Source organism: Catellatospora methionotrophica, from assembly GCF_011297335.1.
Classification (GTDB): Bacteria; Actinomycetota; Actinomycetes; order Mycobacteriales; family Micromonosporaceae; genus Catellatospora; species Catellatospora methionotrophica.
In genome coordinates, this window is record NZ_JAAOTJ010000008.1 from 91,337 (window position 1) to 109,678 (window position 18,342).

Annotated in this window: 16 protein-coding genes; 4 read left to right on the plus strand and 12 right to left on the minus strand. The window is 71.0% G+C overall.

Annotated features, from left to right (window positions below; genetic code table 11):
* Positions 1-39: 39 nt before the first annotated feature.
* The 5 genes from HAV40_RS19720 to HAV40_RS19740 all read right to left on the minus strand — a co-directional run bounded on the left by HAV40_RS19720 (position 40) and on the right by HAV40_RS19740 (position 6,124).
* Entirely contained in the window at positions 40-999 is a 960-nt protein-coding gene (locus tag HAV40_RS19720; protein WP_166383361.1) for an NUDIX hydrolase, read from the minus strand.
* 164 nt (positions 1,000-1,163) lie between these two features.
* The gene (gene guaA / locus HAV40_RS19725; protein ID WP_166383363.1) at positions 1,164-2,717 is read right to left on the minus strand and encodes a glutamine-hydrolyzing GMP synthase; all 1,554 of its coding nucleotides are present in this window, start codon (positions 2,715-2,717) and stop codon (positions 1,164-1,166) included.
* A 27-nt stretch (positions 2,718-2,744) separates the two neighbouring features.
* Complete coding sequence (locus tag HAV40_RS19730; RefSeq protein ID WP_166383365.1) at positions 2,745-3,506, minus strand: DUF3152 domain-containing protein; 762 nt, start codon at positions 3,504-3,506, stop codon at positions 2,745-2,747.
* A gap of 35 nt (positions 3,507-3,541) precedes the next feature.
* On the minus strand, positions 3,542-5,191 hold the full coding sequence (locus tag HAV40_RS19735) for an FAD-dependent oxidoreductase (protein ID WP_166383367.1): 1,650 nt from the start codon (positions 5,189-5,191) through the stop codon (positions 3,542-3,544).
* A 177-nt stretch (positions 5,192-5,368) separates the two neighbouring features.
* Positions 5,369-6,124, minus strand: a complete 756-nt coding sequence (locus HAV40_RS19740) for a helix-turn-helix domain-containing protein (protein ID WP_166383369.1) — start codon at positions 6,122-6,124, stop codon at positions 5,369-5,371.
* Between the two features lie 105 nt (positions 6,125-6,229).
* Between HAV40_RS19740 and HAV40_RS19745 the strand changes: the two genes are divergently transcribed.
* Positions 6,230-6,442: a hypothetical protein gene (locus HAV40_RS19745; protein WP_166383371.1), complete on the plus strand. Its 213-nt coding sequence runs from the start codon at positions 6,230-6,232 to the stop codon at positions 6,440-6,442.
* A gap of 166 nt (positions 6,443-6,608) precedes the next feature.
* Here HAV40_RS19745 and HAV40_RS19750 read toward each other — a convergent pair whose 3' ends face one another.
* The 3 genes from HAV40_RS19750 to guaB form a co-directional block, all read right to left on the minus strand.
* The gene (locus tag HAV40_RS19750) at positions 6,609-8,039 is read right to left on the minus strand and encodes a M1 family metallopeptidase (protein WP_166383373.1); all 1,431 of its coding nucleotides are present in this window, start codon (positions 8,037-8,039) and stop codon (positions 6,609-6,611) included.
* A gap of 135 nt (positions 8,040-8,174) precedes the next feature.
* Positions 8,175-9,308, minus strand: a complete 1,134-nt coding sequence (locus tag HAV40_RS19755; RefSeq protein ID WP_166383375.1) for a GuaB3 family IMP dehydrogenase-related protein — start codon at positions 9,306-9,308, stop codon at positions 8,175-8,177.
* Positions 9,309-9,347: 39 nt separating this feature from the next.
* Positions 9,348-10,835, minus strand: a complete 1,488-nt coding sequence (gene guaB, locus HAV40_RS19760; protein WP_166383377.1) for an IMP dehydrogenase — start codon at positions 10,833-10,835, stop codon at positions 9,348-9,350.
* Positions 10,836-11,080: 245 nt separating this feature from the next.
* Here guaB and HAV40_RS19765 point away from each other — a divergent pair, with 245 nt between their 5' ends.
* Positions 11,081-11,461 (plus strand): DUF5319 domain-containing protein, encoded by a 381-nt coding sequence (locus HAV40_RS19765; RefSeq protein ID WP_166383380.1) that lies wholly within the window; start codon positions 11,081-11,083, stop codon positions 11,459-11,461.
* Between the two features lie 79 nt (positions 11,462-11,540).
* On the opposite strand, the gene HAV40_RS19770 is transcribed toward HAV40_RS19765, so the two are convergent.
* Positions 11,541-12,326 carry a response regulator transcription factor gene (locus tag HAV40_RS19770; protein WP_166383382.1) on the minus strand — a complete coding sequence of 262 codons (786 nt, stop codon included), beginning with the start codon at positions 12,324-12,326 and terminating at the stop codon, positions 11,541-11,543.
* Positions 12,327-12,526: 200 nt separating this feature from the next.
* Between HAV40_RS19770 and HAV40_RS19775 the strand changes: the two genes are divergently transcribed.
* On the plus strand, positions 12,527-12,892 hold the full coding sequence (locus HAV40_RS19775) for a WhiB family transcriptional regulator (protein ID WP_166383384.1): 366 nt from the start codon (positions 12,527-12,529) through the stop codon (positions 12,890-12,892).
* On the opposite strand, the gene HAV40_RS19780 is transcribed toward HAV40_RS19775, so the two are convergent.
* The 3 genes from HAV40_RS19780 to groES form a co-directional block, all read right to left on the minus strand.
* Positions 12,873-14,387, minus strand: a complete 1,515-nt coding sequence (locus HAV40_RS19780) for a molybdopterin-dependent oxidoreductase (RefSeq protein ID WP_166383683.1) — start codon at positions 14,385-14,387, stop codon at positions 12,873-12,875. The two genes, HAV40_RS19775 and HAV40_RS19780, sit on opposite strands and share 20 nt — an antisense overlap.
* A 203-nt stretch (positions 14,388-14,590) precedes the next feature.
* Complete coding sequence (groL, locus tag HAV40_RS19785) at positions 14,591-16,234, minus strand: chaperonin GroEL (protein ID WP_166383386.1); 1,644 nt, start codon at positions 16,232-16,234, stop codon at positions 14,591-14,593.
* A gap of 68 nt (positions 16,235-16,302) precedes the next feature.
* Entirely contained in the window at positions 16,303-16,617 is a 315-nt protein-coding gene (gene groES, locus HAV40_RS19790) for a co-chaperone GroES (protein ID WP_186315790.1), read from the minus strand.
* A 516-nt stretch (positions 16,618-17,133) separates the two neighbouring features.
* Between groES and HAV40_RS19795 the strand changes: the two genes are divergently transcribed.
* Positions 17,134-18,303, plus strand: coding sequence for a class I SAM-dependent methyltransferase (locus HAV40_RS19795; RefSeq protein ID WP_166383388.1), 1,170 nt, complete (start codon positions 17,134-17,136; stop codon positions 18,301-18,303).
* Positions 18,304-18,342 lie beyond the last annotated feature (39 nt).

Below are 18,342 nucleotides of genomic sequence, written 5' to 3' on the forward strand. Positions count from 1 at the left end.
AGGCTATCGGGCGGCCGTGACCCGGCCGCCCTCCGGCGGTCAGGCAGGCGGCTCCGTCAACAGGGCCGCCTTCAGGGCTTCGGCGGTGACCTCGGTGACGTCCTCGGGACCGAGCCCGACCAGTTCGTCCTTGGTGACCCAGCGGGCCTCGGCGGTGGAGCCGCCGACGTCGTACACCTTGGGCTGGGTGGCCCGGTCGACGCGGACCCGGTAGAAGGCCCGCACGCCGTGCCAGTCGATGGGGTAGCCCTCCGGGCCCAGCGAGGCCGGGTCACGGTGGCTGGCCACCCCGAGCAGTTCGCCGAGCCGCCCGCGCTGGCCGGTCTCCTCGACCAGTTCGCGGATCAGGGCGACGCCGGGCTGCTCGCCGTAGTCGGTGCCGCCGCCGGGCAGGTGCCACTTGCCCGCGCCGGGATAGTTGGCCGCGATCCGGGTCAGCAGCACCCGCTGCAGCCGGTCGGTGACCACGGCGTACGCCGCGAAGCGCTGCGCGCGGTGCAGCCCGTCCGGGCCCGGCGCGGCGAAGAAGGACGGGAAGTCGGGCACCTCGTCGGGCAGCAGGTCGATCGCCGCCTCCGTGATGCCCAGCGCGCCCGCCGTGAAGGGCCGCAGCGGCAGCTTCGCCGCCTCGTCGGGACTGAGCCAGCGCACCAGGTCGGTGGGCTGGTCGACGCGCTCGCGCAGCGCGCCGCCGCGGACCCGGGCCGCGTAGATCACCCGGTCGGTGTGGATGGTGACGCCGCGGTGCGGCAGCGCCCGCATGTCGGCCAGGACGTCGCGCAGGCCGGTCACGGCCACGCTCAACCCGGTCTCTGCGGCGGTCTCCCTGACGACGGTGTCATTGGGATGCTCGCCGTGGTCCACTGCCCCGCCAGGCAGGGACCATACGCCCGGCGTACCGGACCTCATGGAGGCGCGGACCAGAAGCACCTGGTCGGCCTCGTTGGTGATGACGGCGTAGGCGGCGATCCGCCGCAACGGCTCCAGCGCGGTGGTCACGAGTAACCATTCTCCCCCGGCAAGAAGATCACGACAAGATGTCCGATTTTACGATCATGTTTCCACCGAAATGAAATGGTTTGAACCAGCCGTTCGGCCTACCCCAGAAGTGATCAAAGGCCCCACCCGGTGAGGGTGGGGCCTCGATCAGCCGATAGCGGGATTCACTCCCATTCGATGGTGCCCGGCGGCTTGCTCGTCACGTCCAGCGTCACCCGGTTGATCTCCCGCACCTCGTTGGTGATCCGGGTCGAGATCCGGGCGATGAGGTCGTACGGCAGGCGCGACCAGTCGGCGGTCATCGCGTCCTCGCTGGAGACCGGGCGCAGCACCACCGGGTGGCCGTACGTGCGGCCGTCGCCCTGCACGCCGACCGAGCGCACGTCGGCCAGCAGCACCACCGGGAACTGCCACACGTCGCGGTCCAGCCCCGACGCGGTCAGCTCCTGGCGGGCGATCAGGTCGGCCGCCCGCAGGATGTCCAGGTTGTGCTGGTTGACCTCGCCGATGATGCGGATGGCCAGGCCCGGACCCGGGAACGGGTGCCGCCAGACCATCTCCTCGGGCAGGCCCAGGCTCGCGCCCAGCGCCCGCACCTCGTCCTTGAACAGCATGCGCAGCGGCTCGACCAGGTCGAACTTGAGGTCGTCGGGCAGGCCGCCCACGTTGTGGTGGCTCTTGATGTTGGCCGTGCCGGTGCCGCCGCCGGACTCCACCACGTCCGGGTAGAGCGTGCCCTGCACCAGGAAGCGCACGTCGCCCGCGGTGGCGATCTCACGGGCCGCCGCCTCGAAGACCCGGATGAACTCCCGGCCGATGATCTTGCGCTTGGCCTCCGGGTCGGTGACCCCGGCCAGCGCGCCCAGGAAGCGCTCGGTCGCGTCGACGACCTTGAGCTTGATGCCGGTCGCGGCGACGTAGTCGCGCTCCACCTGCTCCGCCTCACCCGCACGCAGCAGGCCGTGGTCGACGAAGACACAGGTCAGCTGGTCGCCGACGGCCTTGTGCACGAGCGCCGCGGCCACCGCCGAGTCGACGCCGCCGGACAGGCCGCATATCACCTCGGCATCGCCGACCTGGGCGCGGATCGCGGCCACCTGGTCGTCGATGACGTTGCCCATGGTCCAGGCCGGCTCGATCCCGGCCACCTCGTGCAGGAACTTCTCCAGCAGGCGCTGGCCGTACGGGGTGTGCGCGACCTCGGGGTGGAACTGCACCCCGGCGAAACCGCGGCTGACGTCCTCGAACGCGGCCACCGGCGCGCCCGCCGAGGCGGCGGTCACGGTGAACCCGGCCGGGGCGGCGCTCACGCAGTCGCCGTGGCTCATCCACACGTCCTGCTGCGCGGGCAGCCCGGTGAACAGCACGCCCGCGTCGGGCTGCGCGTCGACCACGGTGCCGCCGAACTCGCGCTGGCCGGTGTGGCTGACCGTGCCGCCCAGGGCGGCGGCCATCGCCTGGAAGCCGTAGCAGATGCCGAACACCGGCACGCCCTGCTCGAACAGGGTGGCGTCGACCTGCGGAGCGCCCTGCTCGTACACGCTGGACGGCCCGCCGGACAGGATGATCGCGGCCGGGTTCTTGCGCATCATCTCCTCGACCGGCATCGAGTGCGGCACGATCTCGGAGTAGACCCGCGCCTCCCGTACCCGTCGTGCGATGAGCTGGGCGTACTGGGCACCGTAGTCAACCACCAGGACGGGGCGAGGCGTCGTCATGACGTCAATCTTAGGGTGCGACGCAGGTCACCCCACGTAGTGGACCCCGTCCGGGTACGGGTACGGGTTGGGCTTGCAGCCCTGCAGCTCCTTGGTCTGCTGCTGCATCACCGGGGCGAGCCTGCCCTTGCCGGGGCAGTTGACGTGCCCGTGCCCGAGGAAGTGACCGACCTCATGGTTGATGACCATGTTGCGGTACACGTCCATGTCGGTGAACCCGTCCGCGCCGTTCGCCCAGCGCCGCAGGTTGATCACGACGTTGTCGCCGTACCGGCAGGAGAAGATGCCGTTGGTCTGCAGCCCCGCCTTGGCGCAGAGCCGGTCCGTGGTGCCCGGCGTGGACAGCATGATCTTGAAGTGCGCCGACGCTCCCGAAGCGACCCGCTGGAAACGCCACTTTCCCGACGCGATCCAGCTGTGCTCGTCGGACAGCACCTGCTCGACCACGGCCGCGAACCCGTCCGCGTCGAACGCCGTGATGCCCTCCTCCACCTGCACCTGGTATCGCCGCAGGCTGCCGGCGTCGCCGACCACCGGCGAGCTGCCCCCGGCAGTGGTGAAGGTGCCCTCGCCACGCTCCAGCACGGTGGCGTTCTTCGTCGGCTTCGGCGACGGCCCCTGCGACGGGGACGGCGACGGCTCGACCGACGGCTCCGCCGACGCCATCGGCCGCGGCGACGCGGCCTCATGGAACGCGGGCTGTTCGGGCTGCTCGGTGGTGCCACACCCGGTCAGCGCCAGTGCCAGCACCGCGACCGTCGTCATACGAGCGGCGAAGATCCTCCCCATGGCGATCACCTTATGCGGGCGGGCGGTCCCCGTGGTCACGCCTCGGTGATTTTGCGGTACGGCTCGCCGAGCGCCGGCCGGAGATCCCGCTGCCCCTTCACCGGCCACGCCGCGAAGGCCCGCTCGGCCTGCGCGGTGATCGTCAGCGACGGGTTCACGCCCAGGTTCGCCGCGACCGCCGCGCCGTCGGCGACATGCAGCCCCGGATGCCCGAACACCCGCTGGTACGGGTCGACGACCCCGTGCTCGGCGTCCGCGCCGATCACCGCCCCGCCGAGGATGTGCGCGGTCAGCGGGATGTCCAGCACCTCCGGCAGCGCCCCGCCGGGCAGCCCGCCGATCTCCTCCGCCAGCAGCCGTACCGCCTCGTTGCCCGCCGGGATCCAGGTCGGATTCGGCGCACCGTGGCCCTGCGTCGAACGCAGCCCGCCACGCCGCAGCCGCACCGTCAGCGAGTTGTCCGCCGACTGCATGACCAGCGCGATGATGGTCCGGTTGGACCAGTCCCGCACCGACATCGCCCGCACGTACGCGAACGGCCACCGGAACATCGCCTTCGCCCAGCGCCGCCCCCGCCCCGGCCCGCCGTCGGTCAGCGCCGACTGCAGCAGCCCCATGGCGTTCGAGCCCCTGCCGTAGCGCACCGGCTCGATGTGGGTCCGCTCGTCCGGGTGGAACGAACTCGTGATCGCCACGCCCTCGGTGTACCGCAGCCCCTGCCTGCGGGCCTGCCCCGGCAGCACGGTAGCGCCGACCAGCGACTCGGAGTTGGTCCGGGTCAGCGCCCCGACCCGGTCCGACAGGTGCGGCAGGTCGCCGGAGGCCTTCATGGCGTGCAGCAGCCGCTGCGTGCCCAGCGCCCCCGCCGCGAACACCACCTGCCCGGCCTCGATCACCCCGCCGCCCGCCGCCCTGCGCCGCCGCCCGAACCGCGCCCCGGTCCGGGCCAGCTCGACCCGGTAGCCGCCGCCCTCGACCGGCTTCACCGCGGTGACCGTCGACATCGGCAGGATCTGCGCCCCGGCCCGCTCGGCCAGCCACAGGTAGTTCTTGACCAGGGTGTTCTTCGCGTTGTGGCGGCAGCCGGTCATGCACTCGCCGCAGTGCAGGCAGCCCGCCCGCTCGGGGCCTTCGCCGTCGAAGTACGGGTCGGGCACGGACTGGCCGGGCATGCCGAGGAAGACGCCGACCGGGGTGGGGTGGAACGTGTCGGCGACGCCCATTCGCTCGGCGACCTTGCGCATCGCCTCGTCGGCGGGCGTCGTGCGGTCGTAGACGGTCACGCCGAGCATCCGCTCCGCCGTGTCGTAGTGCGGGGCCAGCTCGGCCTTCCAGTCGGCGATGTCGCGCCACTGCGGGTCGCGGTAGAACGCGTCCAGGGGGCGGTACAGGGTGTTCGCGTACACCAGCGAGCCGCCGCCGACACCCGCCCCGGACAGCACCAGCACGCCCGCGCCGTCGTGGCCCCTGTCCGGCCGCAGCAGGGTGATCCGCTGAATGCCGTAGCAGCCCAGCGCCGGAGCCCACAGGAAACGCCGCACCCGCCAGCTCGTCTTCGGGAAGTCGGCGTCGGCGAACCGGCGCCCCGCCTCCAGCACGGCCACCGAGTAACCCTTCTCGGCCAGCCGCAGCGCCGCCACACTCCCACCGAACCCGGAGCCGATCACCACCACGTCGAACCGCATGCCGAGATTATTACCGGCCAGTTAACTTCCGGAAAGCCCTCACCCCGCCCCACCCGCCACCGGCCCGCTCCCCCGTCCCTGTCCCGCCTGCGCAAGATCGCCGTTTGCGGTCAGAACCTGCGGTTAGACCCAAGTTTCTGACCTCAAACGGCGATCTCCACGGCGCGGCGGGGGCTGTCAGGTGGCTGGGGGGCGGTTGTGGCGGTCCATGGCAGCCTTGTTGGTGGAGGCCTCCTGGAAGACCAGTTCCCAGGGACCGGTGTTGACGTCCATCTCCTTACCGAAACCGACCCACCTGCCCGCCATCCGCCGCCCCGTCGGCTCGACGAGCAGCTGGATCGCGCCGTGGTAGCGGGCCCCGCAGTAGTAGCCGTCGGCCGCCGTCTGCTCCACCCAGGTTCCGGTGACCACGTTGCCGTCCACCGTGAGGTCCATGGTCAACGGGGAGTCCGACGACCCCGGCAGGCTGCGCACCGTGAGCCGGTCGCCGTGCTGCAACACCACCACGTGGTGAAGTCCGGTGAAGGTGCCGTCGCGACCACTGGAGTGGTACTCATACCGGCTGAGCCAGATGCCGGAGTGGTTCGCCCCGGACGCCGCCGATGCGCGCGGCAGGTTTGGCAAGGCCTGCGCCGGGATCGTGGCACCCGTCGCCACGTCGCCCGCGGCGCCGTCGGCGACGAGCGGGTTCGGCACGGCGAGGGAGAAGCCCAGGGCACTGATCGGAAGCCCGGTCACCACCTCCAGTGCGCGGGCGTACGTCGGCCGGGGCGTGACGATCACCCCCGCCTCCCAGCGCTGGACCAGCCGCTTGTTGGCGTCGTTGGGCACCCCGGCGCGCTGCCCCGCGTCACGGATCGCGCGTGCGAAGTCGTCCTGGCTCATGAGCATGCCCATGCGCACGGCACGCAGTGTCGCGTTAGGAGCGGTCATGCCGACACGATACGCCGAAGACGCCGAAATGACGCCCTACATGTCATCGGATCGACGCCCCCACGGACGCCGCGTGACGCATCCGGCCCGCCATACCGTGCTCGCATGGACACCCCGCTGGCTGAAACGGAGTTCCTCAGGAATGCCGAGGCCCAGGCCGCCTACGGGCACTACCTGCTCGGGGTGCATCGTCGCGACGGGACGGGCTGCTGCACATCGTGCGGTCGCCCTCACCCCTGCGACCGGCGCGTGCACGGCGGGCGGCTCGTCGTCCACTACCAGGATTGGGGCGGCGCTCGTCGCCATACCCCCGGTTGAGACCCGGGCGCGGGTGGCGCCCATGGCTCGCACCCCGGATCCCACCCGCGCCCGTCCCACCCGCCCTCTGACACCGAAAGATCGCTGTCTCTGGTCGAAACCTGGGGTCAGACCTGAGGTTTCGACCAGAGACAGCGATCTTGCCCGCGCCCCACGGCGCGCAGGGTCACTGGGCCGGGCGGCCGGTTTCGTAGAGCCACTTCTGGAAGAAGTCGGTGAGAGGCTGGGCGCTGATGCGTTCGGCGAGGGCGATGAACTCGGCGGTGTTGGCGTTGCCGTCGCGCTGCTCGGCGGCCCAGGTCTTCAGGATGGTGAAGAACTTGTCGTCACCGACGAGTTTGCGCAGCGCGTGCAGGGTCATGCCGCCGCGGTCGTAGACGCTGCCGGAGAAGATGTTGTCCGCGCCGGGCGAGCCGGGGGCGATGTCCCAGATCCGGTCGCCGGGGTTGCGGTAGCGGGAGTCGAACTCCTCCTGGATCGTCGACACGCCGATCTTCTCGCCCCACATCCACTGGGCGTACGTCGCGAAGCCCTCGTTGAGCCAGATGTGCTCCCAGCGGTCCACCGACACGCTGTCACCGAACCACTGGTGGGCCAGCTCGTGCGCGACCACGACGGTGTTCTGGCCACGGCTCCAGAAGGCGTCGGAGTAGACCGGCCGGGTCTGCGTCTCCAGGGCGTAGCGCACCCGCTCGTCGTCGATGACGATGCCGCCGTACGCGTCGAACGGGTACGGCCCGAAGTACTGCTCCAGGAAGTCGGTGATCGTGGTGGTCTGCGCCATGGCCTCGTCGACATCGCCCTTGGGCAGCGTGTTGGCGACCGCGGTCAGCACCGGCTTGCCCTTGTGCACGCCTTCGACGGTGCGGTAGTCGCCGATCACGAAGGTGGCCAGGTAGGGGGCCATCGGCGAGGTGACCTTCCAGCGCCAGCTGGTCCAGCCGTTCGCGGTGGACTTGCCGTCGAGCAGGCCGTTGCTGATGGCGTCGAGGTCACCGGGCACGGTCAGCTCGATGGCGTACAGCGCCTTGTCCTTGGGGTGGTCGTTGACCGGGAACCAGGTGGTCGCCGACTCGGGCTCGCCGATGGTGAACGCGCCGTCGGGAGTGGTCAGGAAGCCGGTGACGCCGAGGTCGGGCGCGGTGATCGCCGTGGGCACGCCGCCGTAGCTGACCACGGTGACGAACTGCTTGCCGGACGCGATCGGGGCGACCGGCGTGATGATCAGCTCGTCGCCCTGCCGGGTCGAGGTGGCCGCCGCGCCCTCGACGGTGATCTTGTCGACGACGAGGCCGTGCAGGTCCAGATGGAACTTCGACAGGTCGGTGGTGGCGGTGGCGGTCACCGTCGCGACGCCCGCGAGCTTGTCGGTCGCCGGATCATATTTGATCTTCAGGTCGTACGCGGAGACGTCGTAACCGCCGTTGCCGTAGCCCGGAAAGTAAGGATCCCCGGCCCCGGCGAGGTTGACCGGCGCGGCCACCGGTTCGGGGAACCGGTCCTGCGCACCGGTGAACAGGGGACGGGTCGGTCCCGAGCAGCCGGCCAGCAGCGTGGCCGTCACCACCGCCGCCGCGACCCACGTACGCCTGACCATGCGACCTCCCGCCGTAGAGCCTCCACCCTAACGGGCACCGCCGACCCTCGACGGCGACTCGGCACTCAAGCAGCACGAAGCCCCGCCTGGCTGCACGAACGGCAGCGGCGGGGCTTCGGGTGAACCGACGAGGGCTCAGTTGTCGAGCAGCAGGCCGACCTTCTGGAACTCCTTCAGGTCGCGGTAGCCGCACTTGGCCATCGCCCGCTTGAGGCCGCCGAACAGGTTCAGCAGGCCGTCGGGGTCGGTCGCCGGGCCGTACAGCAGCTGCTCCAGCGAGCCGAGCGGCTCGGCGGTCAGCCCGATCGAGCCGCGCGGCAGCTTCGGGTGGCTGGCCGACGGGTGCCACCACAGGCCGTTGCCGGGCATGCCCTCGGCCAGCGACAGCGGCGCGCCGAGCATGACCGCGTCCGCGCCGCAGCCCAGCGCCTTGGCGATGTCGCCGGAGGTGTGCACGTCGCCGTCGGCGATCAGGTGCACGTACCGGCCGCCGGTCTCGTCGAGGTAGTCCCGGCGGGCGGCGGCCGCGTCGGCGATCGCGCTGGCCATCGGCACCCGGATGCCGAGCACGGCGTCGCTGGTGGTCAGGTGGTCCGCGCCGATGCCGACGATGACGCCCGCCGCGCCGGTGCGCATCAGGTGCAGCGCCGTCTGGTAGTTGGTGCAGCCGCCGACGATGACCGGCAGGTCCAGGTCGGCGATGAACTCCTTGAGGTTCAGCGGCTCGTCCACCGTGGAGACGTGCTCCGCCGACACGATGGTGCCCTGGATGACCAGCAGGTCCACGCCGGAGTCGAGGATGACCGGGGCCAGCGCGAGGGTGTGCTGCGGGGACACCCGCACCGCCACGGTGACGTTGCCGTCGCCCGCAAGGGCGCGCATCTCGCGTACCCGCTCGGCGATCAGTTCGGGCTTGATCGGCTCGGCGGCGTACAGCTGCTGCAGCCGGGCGGTCAGGTTCTCCTCGTCACCGGCCTCGGCCAGCGCTTCGAGCTGCTTGCGCGGGTCCTCGTAGCGGGTCCACAGGCCCTCGACGTTGAGCACGCCCAGCCCGCCGAGCCGGCCCAGCGCGACGGCGCTGGCCGGGCTCATGATCGCGTCGGACGGGTGCGCCACGCAGGGGATGCCGAACTTGTACGCGTCGAGCTGCCAGTTCGTCGAGACGTCGTCCACATCGCGGGTACGCCGGGTGGGCACGATCGCGATGTCATCCAGGTGGTACCCGCGCTGGGCGGTCTTGCCCATGCCGATCTCGACGATGTCACGCACAGTGGATCCTCTCCGCGGTTCTCTTCAGCATCGCAGACGCTACCGCGAGTGGTAGTTCGGCGCTTCCACGGTCATCTGGATGTCGTGCGGGTGGGACTCCTTGAGCCCCGCCGCGGTGATGCGCACCAGCTGGCCGCGCTCGCGCATCTGCGCGATGTCGGCCGCGCCGCAGTAGAACTGGGCCTGGCGCAGGCCGCCGACGAGCTGGTGGGCGACCGTGGCCAGGGTGCCGCGGTAGGGCACCTGGCCCTCGACGCCCTCGGGGATGAGCTTGTCGGCCTGGGTGACGTCTGCCTGGAAGTAGCGGTCCTTGGAGTAGGACTGCGCGGCCGGGCCTCGGGCCAGCATCGCGCCGAGCGAGCCCATGCCGCGATACGCCTTGAACTGCTTGCCGTTCATGAAGACCAGGTCGCCGGGGCTCTCCTCGCACCCGGCCAGCGCCTGCCCGAGCATGACGGTCTCGGCACCGGCCACGATGGCCTTGGCGATGTCGCCGGAGTACTGGATGCCGCCGTCACCGATCACCGGCACGCCCGCGGGGGCGCACGCCCGGGCGGCCTCCATGATCGCGGTGATCTGCGGTACGCCCACACCCGCCACGATCCGGGTGGTGCAGATCGCGCCCGGCCCGACGCCGACCTTGACCGCGTCCGCGCCCGCCTCGACCAGCGCCTTGGCACCGGCGTAGGTTGCCACGTTGCCGCCGACGATGTCGACCTCGGTCTCCTTCTTGAGCAGCGCGACCAGCTCCAGCACGGCCCGGTTGTGGCCGTGCGCGGTGTCGACCATGACCACGTCGACGCCCGCGTCGATCAGCGCGCGGGCCCGCTTGTAGCCGTCCTCACCGACGCCCACCGCGGCGGCGACCCGCAGGCGGCCCGCGCCGTCCTTGGTGGCCAGCGGGAACTGCTCGGTCTTGACGAAGTCCTTGACGGTGATGAGCCCGCGCAGCCGGCCGCTCTCGTCGATCAGCGGCAGCTTCTCCACCTTGTGCGAGCGCAGCAGCGCCAGCGCCTGCTCCTTGGACGCCCCGACCGGCGCGGTGACCAGCGGCATCGGGGTCATCACCTCGCGCACCCTCGCCGACATGTCGGTCACGAAGCGCATGTCGCGGTTGGTGACGATGCCGACCAGGGTGCCGTCGGCGTCGGTGACCGGCAGGCCGGAGATGCGGTAGCGCGCGCACGTGGCGTCCACGTCGCGCAGCGTGTCGTCGGGCGAGCAGGTGACCGGGTTGGTGATCATGCCGGACTCGGACCGCTTCACCAGGTCGACCTGGGCCGCCTGGTCCTCGACCGAGAGGTTGCGGTGCAGCACGCCGATGCCGCCCTGGCGGGCCATCGCGATCGCCATCCGGGCCTCGGTCACGGTGTCCATGGCGCTGGAGACCAGCGGGATCTGCAGGGTGACGTTCCGGGTCAGCCGGGTCTGGGTGGTCACCTGGCTGGGGATCAGGTCCGACTCGCCGGGCACCAGCAGGACGTCGTCGAAGGTGAGGCCTAGTGGAATCTCGCGGGCGGCGTCCATCTTTTTGTCCCCCTGGGTCCGGAGCGCTGCGCTGTCTGGCTCGTCCCGGCGCCGCCCGAACAGCGCGCGCCGACGACTCCCCACCAGCGTGATGTGGTGTGGTCGGGCTCCAATGAATCGTACCCAGCGCGTGAGCTGTCCCGAATTCGCCCATGGGTGGGGTGGCCCACCTCATGGAGCGCTGTCGCTGACGCGCGGGGGGACTCATGCCCCCGCTGCCGCGCTCAGGGGTCTAACGTGAAGGGGTGCAGCACGACGAGCCCATTGATCCCTTCCACGGGGACCCGACCGACCCCACGGCGGGTCTGGACGACCCCGAGGGCGACGCGTACGGCGAGCTCTCGACCTCCGAGCGCGCCGACCTGCTCGCCGACCTCGCCGAGCTCGAGGTCTACCAGGTGCTGCTCTCCCCCAAGGGCATCCGCGGCCTCGTGGTGGACTGCGAGGACTGTCGTGAGCCGCACTACTTCGACTGGGACCTGCTCCGGGGCAACCTGCGCCACCTGCTCGACTCCGGCCGCCCCCGGGTCCACGAGCCCGCCTACGATCCCGACCCGGACCACTACGTGACCTGGGAGTACGCCCGCGGCTACGCCGACGCCGTGGACGACATGGTCGAGGAGTAGGCCGCCTGACGTGCACGAGGCCGCGCCCGGATTGCCGGGCGCGGCCTCGTCGTGTCTGGGGTGGGAGTGCGGTAGGGGGTCAGAAGACCAGTCCGGCGCGGAATCCCGCGGCGACCGCGTGGGCCCGGTCACGCGCGCCGAGCTTGCGGAACAGCCGCCGGGCGTGGGTCTTCACGGTGTCCTCGGAGACGAACAGGTCGCGGCCGATCTCGGCGTTGCTCTGCCCGTCGGCCATGCCGCGCAGCACCTGCAGCTCCCGTTCGGTCAGGGTGACCGATCGGGCCGGGCGCACCACGCCACCGGGCTGCGCCTCCCCCGGCAGGTCACCACGCTGGGCGGGCACCACCGCCGACGGCACGGAGCCGGGGCTGCGGTTGGCGTACGGCACCGACATGCCCGGTCCGGCGGGAGGCATCGCCCGGCCTGCCGGTGCGCCCCGCGCCGCGCCTGCCATCACCCCGGTCACGGCCGGGCGGATCGCGTCGGCGGTACGGGTGGCGGGCCTGCTGACCAGCAGCAGCGCCTTGGCGGCGGTGCTGACCGGATCAGGATCGGTGCCGCCGATGAGCCCTCTGGCACCGGCCCGGATGGCGGCCTGCGCGGCGGCGGGCTCCTCCGGGCCGAACAGCACCAGCTGGGCGTGTGGCACCGCGGTCATCACCTTTCGGGTGAATCCCACGGTATCGGGCCGAGTGAGCGCGGTGTCGGCCAGCACGATCCCGGCCGGGAACGCGGCGAGCTGCGCTATCGCTTCGGCGGCGCTGGTCACGGTACGCACTCCCGCGGCCACCCCCAGTCGCTCGGCACACGAGGCGATGGTCGCGGCCGCCGCGGCGGTGCGGACGCATACGAGAACGGTCTGCACGGTGATCCCCCTCTCTCCTGCGAAGAAGACCACGAGACACCCAGATCATTACGCACTTTCCGGGGATTCCGTCGAAATCTCGGTCCAGCACTACCTGATCATCCACTGGATGGCGACAAGCGGACGTACGCGGAGTAACGTGCTGACGTTGCCTAAATCTCTTCGCTTGAACTCAAGCCTCCCATCCCCTAGGAGGTCAGATGGCTCACTTCCGCAGACTTCCCGGTCCGATAGCCGACGTTTGGGACTGGCAGCATCACGGCGCGTGCAAAGGCCGTGACAGCCTGCAGTTCTTCCACCCCGATGGTGAAAGAGGCTCATCTAGGGGCCGTCGCGAGAACGCGGCGAAACAGGTGTGCGGCCGCTGTCCGGTGCGATCCGAATGCGCCGCGCATGCGCTCACCACCCGCGAGCCATACGGCGTATGGGGCGGGTTCACGGAGAACGAAAGACACCAGTTGTTGCAACTGGGCTGGCGCGAATGCGCCGACCGGCGCGGTGACCGCGTCGACGTGCAGCGGCTCGAAGCTCGCCTGTCCGACGACGTCAGCGCGCCTGCACGCTGATCGTGTGCCAGCCCGTCGCCCCGTCCGGAACCGGATCGGCACGATCCTCCGTCTGCACCTGACCGGTGGTGTCCGCCGCGCGCACGGCGAGCGTGTGCTCGCCCGGCGCGGCGTCCCAGCGGAAACTCCACTGCCGCCAGGTGTCCGGTGACACGGTTCCGGCCAGGTCGGCGGGCTGCCACGGGCCGTCGTCGACGCGTACCTCCACCGCGGTAACCCCACGGTGCTGGGCCCACGCGACCCCGGCCACGGTGACCGCGCCCGCGGTGACCGCACCGCCCTCGCGCGGCGTGTCGATCCGCGACTCGGTCTTGATCGGCCCCTGCGCCGACCAGCCCCGGCGCACCCAGTACGCGTCGAAGTCGGCGAAGGCGCTCAGCTCCAGTTCGGTGACCCACTTGGTGGCGCTGACGTAGCCGTACAGGCCGGGCACGACCATGCGTACCGGGAAGCCGTGCTCGACCGGCAGCGGCTCGCCGTTCATCGCCACCGCCAGCATCGCGTCGCGGCCGTCGCGCAGCGCCGCGGTGGGCGTGCCGCAGGTCCAGCCGTCCACCGAACGGCTGACCACCTGGTCCGCGCCGTCCAGCGGCCCCGCCTCGTCCAGCAGGTCCTTCAGCGGTACGCCGAGCCAGCGGGCGTTGCCGATGAGGTCGCCGCCGACCTCGTTGGAGACACAGGCCAGCGTCACGTACCGCTCGATCATGGGACGGGCCAGCAACTGCTCGAAGTTCAGCGTGATGGGCCGGGCCACCCGGCCGTGGATGCGCAACTGCCAGGTCGCCGGATCGACCTGCGGCACGACCAGCGCCGTGTCGATGCGGTAGAAGTCGCCGTTCGGCGTCACGTACTCCGCCAGGCCCGCCACCGGCGGGTCGACCGTGCCCGGCAGCGCGGGCGCGGGGCTCGCGGGCCGCGGCAGCGTGATCGCCTCGCGAGCCTGCTGCACGTCCTTACGGGAGGCCAGCGCCCGCCCGACGTAACCGGAGACCAGTGCCACGCCGAACCCGGCCACGCTCAGCCGCAGGAAACGCCGCCGCCCCGCCGCACGGGAGGTGGCGGTGGCCGGGCTGTCAGGCAGCTCCTCGACACGGGCGGCCACGTCCAGCAGCGCGCCCAGCACCCCCACCGCGGCAGCCGCGCCGACCGCGGCGGGCAGGAACGCCAGAGCGCCCGCATTCGGGCGGCTCAGCGCCGCAGCGGCCCCGATCAGCCCGAACAACCCGATCCCGGCCAGTCCCCAGCGGAAGTCACGCCGCGCGGCCAGCCCCACCAGCGCCGCGAAGACCGTGAGCAGCAGCGTCGTGCCGACCAGCAGGGCAACCTTGTCGTACACCCCGAAGACGCTGATCGCCGCGGCCTTGACCGGCTCCGGCACCAGGTCGATCACCGCGCCGCCGACCGCGATCAGCGGCGCGCTGCGCGGCCCCGTCCACACCGCGACCAGTTCGCCCAGCCCCACGGCCACCGCCGCCGAGGCCACGCCCGCCACCATCGCCCGCCCACGACTCACCACGCCTGCCAGTCTCCCCCCACCCCCGCACCACGACCATCACCCAACCCCTTACCGATGCCTTACCGATGCACCCGCCCGGCAGACGTCCCGGCCCGAGTTCGACGGATACGCAGCCCCAAGGACGGAAAGGCGACAGCGGGCCCCGGCCGGAGCCGGGACCCGCTGTCGTCAGCTGTTCAGGCTCAGAAGCCCGGACCGTGCGAGTGGCCGTGGCCGTGGCCGTGACCCCCGCCGTTGCCCGCGGGCTCTGCCTTGGCCGGCTTCTCGACGATCAGCGACTCGGTGGTGAGCAGCAGACCGGCGATCGACGCGGCGTTGATGGCCGCGTTGCGGGTCACCTTCACCGGGTCGACGATGCCGGACTTGACCAGGTCGACGAACTCGCCCTTGGCCGCGTCGAGGCCGGTGCCCCACTCGCTGGCCTGGACCTTCTGCACGATGACGTAGCCGTCGTGACCGGCGTTCTGCGCGATCCAGCGCAGCGGCTCGACGAGCGCCTTGCGCACGATCGAGACACCGACCTTCTCCTCGCCGGTGAAGCCCAGGTCGTCGTCGAGCACGCTGACGATCTGCGCGAGCGCAGCGCCGCCACCGGGGACGATGCCCTCTTCGACCGCCGCGCGGGTGGCCGCGATGGCGTCCTCGATGCGGTGCTTGCGCTCCTTCATCTCGACCTCGGTCGCAGCGCCGACCTTGATGACGGCGATGCCGCCGGACAGCTTGGCCAGGCGCTCGCCCAGCTTCTCCTTGTCCCAGTCGGAGTCCGAGGCCTCGATCTCCTTGCGGATCTGCGAGACGCGCGAGTCGACCTCGTGCTGCGAACCGCCACCGTCAACGATCGTGGTGGTGTCCTTGGTGATGACGGCGCGGCGCGCCGAGCCGAGCTGCTCCAGGGTCACGCCGTCGAGCTTGTAGCCCAGCTCGGTGGCGATCAGCTCGCCGCCGGTGAGCACGGCGAGGTCCTGCAGCATCGCCTTGCGGCGGTCGCCGAAGCCGGGGGCCTTCACCGCGGCGACCTTGACGGTTTTGCGGATCGAGTTCACCACCAGCGTGCTCAGCGCCTGGCCGTCGACGTCCTCGGCCACGATCAGCAGCGGCTTGCTGGTCTGGAGAACCTTCTCCAGCAGCGGCAGCAGCTCCTCGATCGAGGAGATCTTGCTGGTGGTGATGAGGATGTACGGGTCGTCCAGCACGGCCTCGCCCGACTCGGGGTCGGTGACGAAGTGCGGCGAGATGAAGCCCTTGTCGAACTGCATACCCTCGGTGATGTCGAGCTCGGTGGTCATGGTCGAGCCCTCTTCGACGGTGATGACACCGTCCCGGCCGACCTTGTCCATCGCCTCGGCGATCAGCTCACCGATGGTGGAGTCCTGCGCCGAGATCGTCGCGACCTGCGCGATGTCGGACTTGTCAGCGACCGGGCTGGCCTTCGCCAGCAGCGCGTCGCTGATCTTGGCGACGGCCGCGTCGATGCCGCGCTTGATGCCCGCAGGGTTGGTGCCCGCGGTCACGTTGCGCAGGCCCTCGCGGACCATCGCCTGGGCCAGCACGGTGGCCGTGGTGGTGCCGTCACCGGCGACGTCGTTGGTCTTCGTCGCCACCTCCTTGACCAGCTGCGCGCCCAGGTTCTCGTACGGGTTCGTCAGCTCGATCTCTTTGGCGATGGTGACACCGTCGTTGGTGATCGTCGGTGCGCCGAACTTCTTGTCGAGCACCACGTTGCGGCCCTTGGGGCCGAGCGTGACCTTGACAGTGTCGGCGAGTGCGTTGACACCGTGCTCCAGCAGGTGCCGCGCGTCGTCGGAGAAGCTAAGGATCTTAGGCATCAATCGTCTCCCTTAAACGTCACGATGCCCCGGCTCACCCTCGCGGGCGGGCCGGGGCATCGCACGGATCACTTCTCGACGACCGCGAGGACGTCGCGGGCGGAGAGCAGCAGGTACTCCTCGCCGGCGTACTTGACCTCGGTGCCGCCGTACTTCGAGTAGATGACCTTGTCACCCACCTTGACGTCCACCGGGATGCGGGTGCCCTTGTCGTCGACGCGGCCGGGGCCGACAGCGAGGACGGTGCCCTCCTGCGGCTTCTCCTTGGCGGTGTCGGGGATCACGAGGCCCGACGCGGTGGTGGTCTCAGCCTCGTTCGCCTGGACCAGGATCCGGTCCTCGAGCGGCTTGATCGCAACCTTCGTCGCGGTAGTCACGAGCATACCCTCCTGGGGTATAGCCCCGGGTTCTCGCGGCACGAGCCCCGGGTGTTGTCTTCTGGTCAAGTCTTCGCCCGAACGCAGCCGTCGTCGCGGGTGTCGGCGTCGCCGGGCGGGTCATGCGTTAGCACTCAGCATGGCAGGGTGCTAACTCCGAACATTATGCCGCGTCTAGCACTCAGTCAAGGAGAGTGCCAGCCGCCACTAGGTGAATTATCCGATTCACCAGGTGTCCGACCCCCAACGAGGGCGCGTGTCGCTGTGACATCACCGACCCGACCCCACCCTCCGAGCGCCCTCAGCGGCTGCCACAAGTGCCCGCCGACCACGCACACCCACGGAAGATCACTGTTTCGGGTCAGAACCTGCGGCCTGACCGCGGAAATTGACCGCAAACAGCGATCTTGCCCGTCCCGGAGCGCCCGGGCACAGAGCTCACCGCTGCGGGCGGCGCCGACGGACCGGAGCGGGGGCGGGACGTGGTCGGGGCAGGGTCGGGGGCGCTGCCAGAATGGGGCCGTGGATCTCGATCAGCTGGCGCGGCTGCGTACCCCCGAGGGGGTCGCGGCGCTGGACCTGGCAGGCGAGTTGGCTGGGAGCGACGAGCTCGCCGCCGCCTCGGCGCTGCGGGCTCGCGGCGTGCCGCCCGACCTGGCCGCCGCCGCCCTGACCCAGATCGCGCTGCGCGGCCGGGCCGCCGCCAAGTTCGGCGCGGACGCCGGGCGCGTCTTCCTCACCCGCGCCGGGCTGGAGCAGGCCACCCGCGAGATCGTCGCGACCCGCCGCGCGGCCCGGCTACGCGCCGCAGGGTCGACGGCCCTGGCCGACCTCGGCTGCGGCCTCGGCTCCGACCTGCGCGCCGTCGCCGCCACAGGCATCCGGGCGTACGGCGTCGAAGCCGACCCGCTGACCGCCGCCTGCGCCGCCCTCAACGCCCCCGACGCGACCGTGACCTGCGGCGACGCTCAGGAATTCGACCTGAGCCAGGTCGACGCCGTGTTCTGCGACCCGGCCCGCCGCAGCGGCGGCCGGCGCGTGTTCCGCCCCGAGGACTACTCGCCGCCCTGGGACTGGGTCGTCTCCCTGCCCCAGCGCGTGCCGCACACGGTGCTCAAACTCGCCCCCGGCATCGACCAGGCGCTGCTGCCCCCCGGCTGCGAGCTGGAACTGGTCTCCGTCGACGGCGACGTGGTCGAGGCTGCGGCCTGGTGCGGCCCCCTGGCGACCACGCCGCGCCGGGCGACGGTGTTCCGCGACGGCGTACCGCACGAACTCACCGGCACCGGTGAGCAGACTGCCCCGGTCGCCCCGCCCGGCCGCTACGTCACCGATCCCGACGGCGCGGTCGTCCGCGCCCACCTGGTCGCCGAGTTCGCCGCGACCCACGGCGGCTGGCTCGCCGACTCCCACATCGCCTACATCTGGTCCGACACGCCCATCGTCTCCCCGTTCGGCCGCTGCTTCGCCGTCGACGAACTACTCCCGTTCTCCCTCAAGCGCCTGCGCGCCACCCTCCGCGACCGACAAGTCGGCCGCCTCGAGATCCTCAAACGCGGCAGCGCCCTCGACGTCGAACAACTCCGCCGCGACCTGCGCCTCTCCGGCCCCCACCCCGCCTCCCTCCTCCTCACCCGCACCGCCGCCGCCCCCCTCGCCATCCTCGCCACCCCGGTCCCGCCACCGGGTTGATCATGAACTTATGGACGTGTTCGACGGCGTGTCCCTACC

Coding starts and splice junctions, on each gene's coding strand:
- guaA (WP_166383363.1), bottom strand. CDS start 2,717: ATGACGACGCCTCGCCCCGTCCTGGTGGTTGACTACGGTGCCCAGTAC.
- HAV40_RS19730 (WP_166383365.1), bottom strand. CDS start 3,506: ATGGGGAGGATCTTCGCCGCTCGTATGACGACGGTCGCGGTGCTGGCA.
- HAV40_RS19735 (WP_166383367.1), bottom strand. CDS start 5,191: ATGCGGTTCGACGTGGTGGTGATCGGCTCCGGGTTCGGTGGGAGTGTG.
- HAV40_RS19740 (WP_166383369.1), bottom strand. CDS start 6,124: ATGACCGCTCCTAACGCGACACTGCGTGCCGTGCGCATGGGCATGCTC.
- HAV40_RS19745 (WP_166383371.1), top strand. CDS start 6,230: ATGGACACCCCGCTGGCTGAAACGGAGTTCCTCAGGAATGCCGAGGCC.
- HAV40_RS19750 (WP_166383373.1), bottom strand. CDS start 8,039: ATGGTCAGGCGTACGTGGGTCGCGGCGGCGGTGGTGACGGCCACGCTG.
- guaB (WP_166383377.1), bottom strand. CDS start 10,835: ATGGACGCCGCCCGCGAGATTCCACTAGGCCTCACCTTCGACGACGTC.
- HAV40_RS19775 (WP_166383384.1), top strand. CDS start 12,527: ATGGCTCACTTCCGCAGACTTCCCGGTCCGATAGCCGACGTTTGGGAC.
- HAV40_RS19780 (WP_166383683.1), bottom strand. CDS start 14,387: ATGGTGGCGGGCGTGGCCTCGGCGGCGGTGGCCGTGGGGCTGGGCGAA.
- groL (WP_166383386.1), bottom strand. CDS start 16,234: ATGCCTAAGATCCTTAGCTTCTCCGACGACGCGCGGCACCTGCTGGAG.
- groES (WP_186315790.1), bottom strand. CDS start 16,617: ATGCTCGTGACTACCGCGACGAAGGTTGCGATCAAGCCGCTCGAGGAC.